Raw genomic sequence first — 7,003 nt, forward strand, 5'->3', positions numbered from 1 at the left:
GGTGCACTGCCAAGGGCGGATGGTTGACGCATCGCCTGCTGCTGCCTTCGAGGACCCGGCGGCCGCTGCCTTGGCGCCGCAGCCCCATCCCCGTCAGCGCGCCTGGGTGGAAATCGATGAGGCGGCGATCCAGGCCAACGCCGAGGCCCTGAGGCGCTCGCTGCAGCCGGGCTCTGCGCTGATGGCGGTGGTCAAGGCCGATGGCTATGGCCACGGCGCGGTCCCGGTCGCCCGTTCTGCCGCCGCCGGTGGGGCCAGTTGCTTTGGGGTGGCCACGCTTCAGGAGGGGGTGGAGTTGCGCCAGGCGGGCCTGGATCAGCCCGTCCTGGTGCTGGGCAACCTCAGCCATCCGGATGAGTTGCGGGCCTGCCTGCATTGGCAGTTGATGCCCACCCTCAGCGGCATGCGTGAGGCGTTGCTCTGCCAGAACCTGGCCAGCGGTAGCGGTCGTCAGTTGGCGGTCCACCTCAAATTGGACACCGGCATGAGCCGGCTCGGCGCGCCCTGGGAGGAGGGGCCGCGGTTGGTTCAGGCCATCGCCGGTCTGGAGTCGCTGCAGCTGGCGGGGGTCTATTCCCACCTGGCCGGAGCCGATGCCCCGGGAGATGGACTGGATGCCCTGACGGCCACCCAGCAGCAGCGCTTCGACTCTGTCCTGACGGGACTGCAGCAGCAGCAGTTGCCCTCGGGTTGCCGCCACCTGGCCAATTCCGCTGGGACGCTGCGCAGCCGTCAGTTGCACTACGACCTGGTGCGGGTGGGGCTGGCCCTCTACGGCCAGCGCCCCTCGGATCACCTCGGTTCCGGTCTGGACCTGCAGCCGGCGATGCACGTCCGTGCCCGGGTCAGCTTGATTCGGGAGGTCCCCGCCGGGGTTGGCGTGAGCTACGGCCATCGCTTCATCACCCAACGGCCCAGCCGGCTGGCGGTGGTGGGGATTGGCTATGCCGATGGCGTCCCGCGGCTGCTCTCCAACCAGCTGGAGGTGCTCTTCGCCGGTCAGCGGGTGCCCCAGGTGGGGGCGATCACCATGGATCAGCTGGTGCTGGATGCCACGGATGTACCGGAGCTGGAGGCCGGCAGCGTCGTCACGCTGCTCGGGGAGGAGGCCGGTGAGCGGATCGATCCCACGGCCTGGAGCGACCCGATCGGCACCATCCCCTGGGAGATCCTCTGCGGTTTCAAACACCGCTTGCCGCGGCTGCCCCAACGGGCCGTTCGCGGTGCCAGCGCCTGATAGTCTTTGCGGGCCACTGGAGAGGTGGCTGAGTGGTTGAAAGCGGCTCCCTGCTAAGGAGTTACAGGAGGCAACTTCTGTCGAGGGTTCGAATCCCTCCCTCTCCGTTCCCGACCGGGACACCCCGATCAAACCCCAGTCCGACCACGGGCTGGGGTTTTGTTCGTTTAGAGCGCCAGCAAGCGCCGGCAGAGCTCCGGTAGGAGCGCCTCGTCCTGGGCGCGCTCGGGGCCATCGCTGAGCACCACGATCAGGGCCGGAGCCTTGCCCTCCAGTTCGATGTAGGCCGCGTCGTGGCGGGCCTGGCTCATCCAGCCGGCCTTGCTCCAGAGCTGGGCCCCCTCAGGAAGGCCACCACCCAGGAATCCATCCACTTGGTTCTCGGGGTCAGCGGCGCGGGCCGCGGGGTCCAGGCTGCGGGAGAGCAGCTCTTGCATCCGGCTGCAGGCGCTGGGGGAGAGCAACTCCCGGGCCATGACCGCCTGCAGCACCCGGGCCGTCAGGTTGCTGCTCAGGCGATTGCGGTTCTCCAGTTCAGGGCCGTAGGACTGACGCTCGCGGCCATAGGGGCCGTCTCCCCAGGTCTTCTGGCAGGCGTTATTGCCCGGCCATTCCGGCCAGCCCAGCTCGCCATACCAGCGGTTGATCAGTTGGCGCTGCTGGCTCCACTGCTGCAGGGCCGCCGCCGGCAGCTCCGGTCCGCTGCAGGTTCCCGTCAAGAGATCCACCACGAGCCCCGTGGCGTCGTTGCTGGAATCCCGGATCATGTCGGCCAGGGCCCGCCGCAGCTCCGGGGTGTCGTCGATGAGCTCGCGCTGCAGCCAGGCTTCCGCGGCAAGGAGATAGAGGAGCTTCACCACGCTGGCGGGATAGCGGGCTTGGTTGCCGCGCCAGTGGGTCCCCTGCCCTTCGCCAGCTGTGCCGCCGCGCAGGGACTGCCCGTAGCGGATCCAGGTGACCGACAGCTGCTCGCTCAGCCCCGGCCGGCCCTCCTGCTCCAGGCTGCTGATCGCCGCAACCAGTGCTTGCTCCATCTCCCCATCAGGGCAGTAGAACGCCATCGCAGCCACTCGGGGTCATGGCGAGGTTAAGCAGGTTGTCCGTGGGAACACCCGTGGCCTTGGAGCTGCTGCACCCGGGCAGTTCTTGGCGCATCGATGCGCCGCTCAATCTCTACAGCCATTGGTCGGGGCCAGGCCTCGCCACCCAGGCCTGGGCCGGCCGAGCCCTGCAGGTTCTGGGTCAAGCGGCGCCGACCGGGAAGCGTCTGCGGGTGCGGTTGCTGGAGGACGGATACCCCGGCTGGATCGATCCGCGGGACCTGCTGGGCCATGCCCGTTGTATCGCGGGCCAACGGGCGCAGCTCTGGTCCGAGTCGGCCATTGCTGAGCGCCTGCCGGCCGTCTTGGCCTTTGCCGAGGCCGCGCGCCAGCAGGCCAACCACTACCTCTGGGGCGGGAGCCTGGGGCCCGACTTTGACTGCTCAGGCTTCATCCAGGCGGCCTATGCCGCCGCGGGGGTCTGGATCCCGCGGGATGCCTACCAGCAGGAGCGCTTCTGCCAGCCCGTTGCGGTGGCGCCCGGTTGCTATGGCCTGCTGCGTCCCGGCGATTTGATCTTTTTTGGTCGCCCCCAGCGCTGCACCCATGTGGGGCTCTATCTCGGGCAGGGCCGCTACCTGCATAGTTCTGGCCGGGAGCACGGCCGCGATGGCCTGGGTGTCGATGGTCTGGATCCCCAGCTGATCGATCCGGTCAGCGTTCACTACCGAACGGAACTGCGCGGCGCCGGCCGTGTGGTGCGCTGCCACGACGGCTCCACCCTGCCTTGATGTCCATGGTTTGGTCTTTGCTTCTCGTTCTCGCACTCACGGCCCTCGGCTGGCTGCTGGCGCGCCGCACCGCTTGGGGCCGGCAGCTGGGCATGACGATGGTGGTGCTGCTGCTCGGCCTGCTGGTGAGCAACCTGGCCGGGGTGCAGCTGCAGGCTGAGGCCGCCTCTTGGGTCAATGGTCCCTTGACCTCGCTGGCGATCGGCCTGCTCTTGCTCGCGGTCGATCTCCGGCGCCTCTGGCCCCAGGCCCGGCAACTGCTCGGACCGTTTCTGGTGGCGGCCCTGAGCACGGTCTTGGGGGTGCTGCTGGGGGGCTGGTTGCTGCATCCCCTGCTCGGGGAGGACTGGGACGTGCTGGCGGGGATGTACACCGCCACCTTCACCGGGGGCAGCCTGAATTTCGTCTCGGTGGCCCGGACGCTGAATCCCCCAGAGACCTTGCTGACCCTGGCGACCGCCGCCGATTACGTGGTCTTCGCGGTCTGGTTCGCCATCAGCACCTGGCTTGGACTGAGGGCGGATGCCGCCCCGGAGGCGACCTGGGCGAATGAGGCCCCAAGCGATCAGCCGGAGCGCTCCTGGTGGCTGGCCGGTCTTTGGGGCTTGGCCGTGTTGGCGTTGAGCCAGGGGCTGACGGGTGTGCTGCAGGGCGTCCCCTCGATCCTGGTGCTCACAACGGTCGCGCTGCTGGTGGCCCAGTTGCCGGCGCCCGCCAGCCGTCGCGGTTGCTATGGCCTGGGCTTGCTCTTGATTCAGCCCTTCTTCACGGTGATGGGTCTGAGCTCCCCGGTGGCGGGCCTGCTGGGGGAGGGCTTGCCGGTGTTGCTCTATGCGGCTGTGGTGGTGCTGGTGCAGGCCGCGTTGCTGCTTTTGATCTTCCGCCGCTGGCTGCGCTGGCCCATGGCTGAGACCCTGGTGGCCTCCCAGGCCTCCATCGGCGGCCCCAGCACGGCCCTGGCCCTGGCGACCGCCATTGGCCGCGCTGAATTGGCCGTGCCTTCGGTGGCGATTGGTTTGCTCGGCTATCTGCTCGGGACCTACTTGGGCCTGGGGGTGGCTTGGCTGCTGCCGGGCTGAGCCTCTTTTGAGCGCTTTCCTCTAGGTTCCAGCCAACTTGAGCCGTCCCTCTTGAGCAGCGCCAGCGTTCCAGACCTCTCGATCGTGGTGCCTCTGTTCAACGAAGAGGAGAGCCTGCCGCTGCTCGTCGAGAAGCTGCTGCTGGCCCTGCGTCCCCTGGGCCGCTCCTTTGAACTGGTGCTGGTGGATGACGGCTCATCCGATCGCACGGCCGAGGTCTTGCGCCAGCAGGCCGCCGGGGCCCCAGAGCTGGTGGCGGTTCTGTTGCGCCGCAATTACGGCCAGACCGCTGCGATGGCGGCTGGCTTTGACGCCAGCCGCGGGCGCTTGATCGTCACCCTGGATGGGGACCTGCAGAACGATCCGGCCGATATCCCGATGCTGCTGGAGCGCCTGGAGCAGGGGTATGACCTGGTGAGCGGCTGGCGGCACCAGCGCCAGGACCATGCCGTCAGCCGGCTGCTCCCCAGCAAGATCGCCAATGCCCTCATCGCTCGGGTGACGGGGGTGCGGTTGCACGACTACGGCTGCTCCCTCAAGGCCTACCGCCGCGAGCTGGTGGAGGACATGAACCTCTACGGGGAGCTGCATCGCTTCCTGCCGGCCTTGGCCTTCATCGAAGGGGCCCGCATCGCCGAGGTGAAGGTGAACCACAACGCCCGTCAGTTCGGCCAGAGCAAGTACGGGATCGATCGCACCTTCCGGGTGCTGATGGATCTGTTCACGGTCTGGTTCATGAAGCGCTTCTTGACCCGTCCGATGTACGTCTTCGGTTTCGGGGGGCTGAGCGCCATGGCCATCGGGGCGCTGTTGAGCGCCTATCTGCTGATGGTCAAGTTGGGGGGCGCGGAGATCGGCAACCGGCCCCTGTTGCTGGTGGCGGTCCTGGCCCTGATCACGGGCGTGCAGCTCTTTTGTTTTGGTCTGCTCTCGGAGGTGCAGATGCGCACCTATCACGAGAGTCAGGGCCGTCCGATTTACCGCATTCGCGAGACGTTGCGCGGCAGCTTGAGCGGCTGAGGCGAGGCAACAGGCAGGCTGCTGCGGCCACGGAAGTGGGTCATGGCTTCAGCGGCGAGCTGGGCGACCACCTGGTCGGCATCGCGCAGGCCGCGGCGAATCAGGGGCAGGGCCTCGCGGTGGCACCAGAGCTGGCAGATGGCCATGGCCGTGCGGCGCTGCTCACCCCCCGCACGGAACTGTTGCTCCAGCTGTTGCAGCAGTTGGTGGCGGCCGCGCCGGTCGCTGGCGGCGGGGAGGACGACCGTGTCCTGGCTGCCCTGATCGCTGGAGTTGCTCCCGTCAGAGGGGATGACCAGCTCCATCTGCCCGCGGTTCAGGGCTGCGATGCCGGACGCATCGGTGGAGCGCAGGATGTTGCGCTTGGGCCGGCCAAGGACCCAGCAGGCCGCCAGGACGCCTGCGATGACGATGCCGGTGAGTGCCTGGGTCATGGGCTGGGGGTGTGGTCTGAACTTTTATGTCGCCCCTTGAGGCCCCGAAGAGCAGCTCCGGCAGGGCTCCTTACAGTGCCGAACGGTAGCTGTATTGGCCCACGCTGATGACCGGAGATTTCGTCGCCGCCTGGATGCCCTCGGTGTTCGTGCCACTTGTCGGGATCCTGGCTCCTGCTGTGGCCATGGCCCTGCTGTTCAACGTGATCGAAGCCCGCGACTGAGCTGTCGCCGCTTCATCGCCGCCAACCACCTTCCTTCCACCGATGACCGTGACCCCCGTCGCCGACCCCTGCGTCGGCAATCTGGCCACTCCCGTCAACAGCAGCTACTTCAGCCGCGCTTTCCTGAGCGCGCTGCCTGCTTATCGCCCCGCCCTCTCTCCCAACCGTCGCGGTCTGGAAGTGGGCATGGCCCATGGCTTCTTCCTCTACGGCCCCTTCGCCATCTGTGGCCCCCTGCGCGCCACCGAGTACGCCAGCACCGCTGGTCTTCTGGCTGCTGTGGGTCTGGTCTCGATCCTGACGGTTTGCCTCTCGATCTACGGCACCGCTGGCCGTGGCCCCAACGTGCAGCCGGCTGACGCCACCATCGACAACCCCCCTGCTGACCTGTTCACCAAGGCGGGTTGGGCCGAGTTCGCCAGCGGCTTCTGGCTCGGCGGTTGCGGCGGTGCCGCCTTCGCCTGGTTCCTCGCCGGCACGACCATCGTGGCTCCCCTGGTGAAGATCGCCGGTGGTGTTTGGAGCGTCGGCTGAGTCCAGCCTGCTCATCCTTGATTCACTCTTTGCCCGCCAGATCCTCATGGGTCTGGCGGGTTTTTTGATGCCTTGCCGTTGGCTTGGGCCATGGCTATGGAGTCAGTAGAGCTGTGGTGCTGTGATGACGCGTTGGCCTGCTGTTGTTCTTGCGGCGACCCTCTCGGCCTTGCCAGGGTTGGCTCTGGCTGAGCCCCTGCCGCCGCCGATTGGTCCGCTCCCCTCTTCGGCGCAGGCTGATGCGGGTTACCCGGGGGATGTGGAGAACGCCCTGAGCGATTTCACGCGTTTTCAGTGCGATTTGCTGTTCTTTTTGACCCCACGGCAGAACTGCCCAAGCGATTAATCGGCAAAATCGGAGTTTTGTAATCGCCTGAACGACACGGCTGGTTTCCAGGCGGCTAAAACTGTGCTGTAGCAACCGCTACAAAACGTTCACCTCGGCACCTTTTGGTTGCCTGAGGCGCAGTTCGATCCAGGCCATGGAACGGGGACCTGGGCTGACTCCGAGGAACTATCCATGACCCTCACCTATCGCGGCCAGAAGTACCAGCAGAACAAAGAGGCTGTCTCCCAGAAGCACCCTCAGCTGAACTACCGAGGTCTCAAGTACGTCAAGTGATTCCTGCTTGATTGCTTTGCCC

10 protein-coding genes and 1 tRNA gene are annotated in these 7,003 nt (G+C 66.9%); 9 read left to right on the forward strand and 2 right to left on the reverse strand.

Annotated elements, in window-relative coordinates; translation table 11 throughout:
- The first annotated feature begins 19 nt into the window (after nucleotides 1-19).
- Complete coding sequence (gene alr, locus QZ189_RS00865) at nucleotides 20-1,237, forward strand: alanine racemase (protein WP_296418676.1); 1,218 nt, start codon at nucleotides 20-22, stop codon at nucleotides 1,235-1,237.
- A gap of 18 nt (nucleotides 1,238-1,255) precedes the next feature.
- Nucleotides 1,256-1,344, forward strand: a tRNA-Ser gene (locus QZ189_RS00870).
- 60 nt (nucleotides 1,345-1,404) lie between these two features.
- On the opposite strand, the gene QZ189_RS00875 is transcribed toward QZ189_RS00870, so the two are convergent.
- The gene (locus tag QZ189_RS00875; RefSeq protein WP_296420548.1) at nucleotides 1,405-2,298 is read right to left on the reverse strand and encodes a serine hydrolase; all 894 of its coding nucleotides are present in this window, start codon (nucleotides 2,296-2,298) and stop codon (nucleotides 1,405-1,407) included.
- A gap of 17 nt (nucleotides 2,299-2,315) precedes the next feature.
- Here QZ189_RS00875 and QZ189_RS00880 point away from each other — a divergent pair, with 17 nt between their 5' ends.
- Genes QZ189_RS00880 through QZ189_RS00890 form a run of 3 tightly spaced genes read left to right on the forward strand, consistent with a single transcriptional unit; the run spans nucleotide 2,316 to nucleotide 5,167 of the window.
- The gene (locus tag QZ189_RS00880; RefSeq protein ID WP_296416109.1) at nucleotides 2,316-3,068 is read left to right on the forward strand and encodes a C40 family peptidase; all 753 of its coding nucleotides are present in this window, start codon (nucleotides 2,316-2,318) and stop codon (nucleotides 3,066-3,068) included.
- Between the two features lie 17 nt (nucleotides 3,069-3,085).
- The gene (locus tag QZ189_RS00885; protein ID WP_363155107.1) at nucleotides 3,086-4,147 is read left to right on the forward strand and encodes a DUF819 family protein; all 1,062 of its coding nucleotides are present in this window, start codon (nucleotides 3,086-3,088) and stop codon (nucleotides 4,145-4,147) included.
- Nucleotides 4,148-4,198: 51 nt separating this feature from the next.
- Nucleotides 4,199-5,167, forward strand: coding sequence for a glycosyltransferase family 2 protein (locus QZ189_RS00890; protein ID WP_010315018.1), 969 nt, complete (start codon nucleotides 4,199-4,201; stop codon nucleotides 5,165-5,167).
- On the opposite strand, the gene QZ189_RS00895 is transcribed toward QZ189_RS00890, so the two are convergent.
- A complete protein-coding gene (locus QZ189_RS00895; RefSeq protein WP_010315020.1) occupies nucleotides 5,125-5,601 on the reverse strand; it encodes a hypothetical protein in 477 nt (158 codons plus the stop codon). The two genes, QZ189_RS00890 and QZ189_RS00895, sit on opposite strands and share 43 nt — an antisense overlap.
- A gap of 107 nt (nucleotides 5,602-5,708) precedes the next feature.
- Between QZ189_RS00895 and QZ189_RS00900 the strand changes: the two genes are divergently transcribed.
- The 4 genes from QZ189_RS00900 (at nucleotide 5,709) to QZ189_RS00915 (ending at nucleotide 6,981) form a co-directional block, all read left to right on the forward strand.
- Nucleotides 5,709-5,825 carry a photosystem I reaction center subunit VIII gene (locus QZ189_RS00900; protein WP_010315023.1) on the forward strand — a complete coding sequence of 39 codons (117 nt, stop codon included), beginning with the start codon at nucleotides 5,709-5,711 and terminating at the stop codon, nucleotides 5,823-5,825.
- A gap of 42 nt (nucleotides 5,826-5,867) precedes the next feature.
- On the forward strand, nucleotides 5,868-6,359 hold the full coding sequence (locus QZ189_RS00905; protein ID WP_010315026.1) for a photosystem I reaction center subunit XI: 492 nt from the start codon (nucleotides 5,868-5,870) through the stop codon (nucleotides 6,357-6,359).
- A 124-nt stretch (nucleotides 6,360-6,483) separates the two neighbouring features.
- On the forward strand, nucleotides 6,484-6,705 hold the full coding sequence (locus QZ189_RS00910; protein WP_296416111.1) for a hypothetical protein: 222 nt from the start codon (nucleotides 6,484-6,486) through the stop codon (nucleotides 6,703-6,705).
- Between the two features lie 174 nt (nucleotides 6,706-6,879).
- A complete protein-coding gene (locus QZ189_RS00915) occupies nucleotides 6,880-6,981 on the forward strand; it encodes a DUF4278 domain-containing protein (RefSeq protein ID WP_071777940.1) in 102 nt (33 codons plus the stop codon).
- The last annotated feature ends 22 nt before the right edge of the window (nucleotides 6,982-7,003 follow it).

This window comes from Vulcanococcus sp. CPBay_Sum15L08_68, assembly GCF_017855895.1.
Lineage (GTDB): Bacteria > Cyanobacteriota > Cyanobacteriia > PCC-6307 > Cyanobiaceae > Vulcanococcus.